Here is a 211-nt window from a genome sequence, read left to right on the forward strand (position 1 = left end):
TGAATGGCACGCCCTTCCAGACCGCATCTACCGCAAGACCCTGGACTTGAAGCAGGTACGCAAGAGCGCGGCGTACAAGAAGACCGGAACGTCCAATCCGTACGTCACGCTGAGCCGCTACACGCTGCGCATCGAACTGGTATTCGACGAGGACCAGCTCACATTGAATGCGTATAACGTCGGCACGAATCCGTTGCGATGAACAACCCGA

At 56.9% G+C, this 211-nt stretch carries 1 protein-coding gene; it reads left to right on the forward strand.

All coding sequences use genetic code 11. The annotated features are described in order from the left end of the window. A partial coding sequence (locus RM530_RS18540) for a hypothetical protein (protein WP_311366747.1) occupies positions 1-202 on the forward strand: 202 nt, incomplete at its 5' end. Between the last annotated feature and the right edge of the window lie 9 nt (positions 203-211).

The organism is Banduia mediterranea (assembly GCF_031846245.1).
Lineage (GTDB): Bacteria > Pseudomonadota > Gammaproteobacteria > Nevskiales > Nevskiaceae > Banduia > Banduia mediterranea.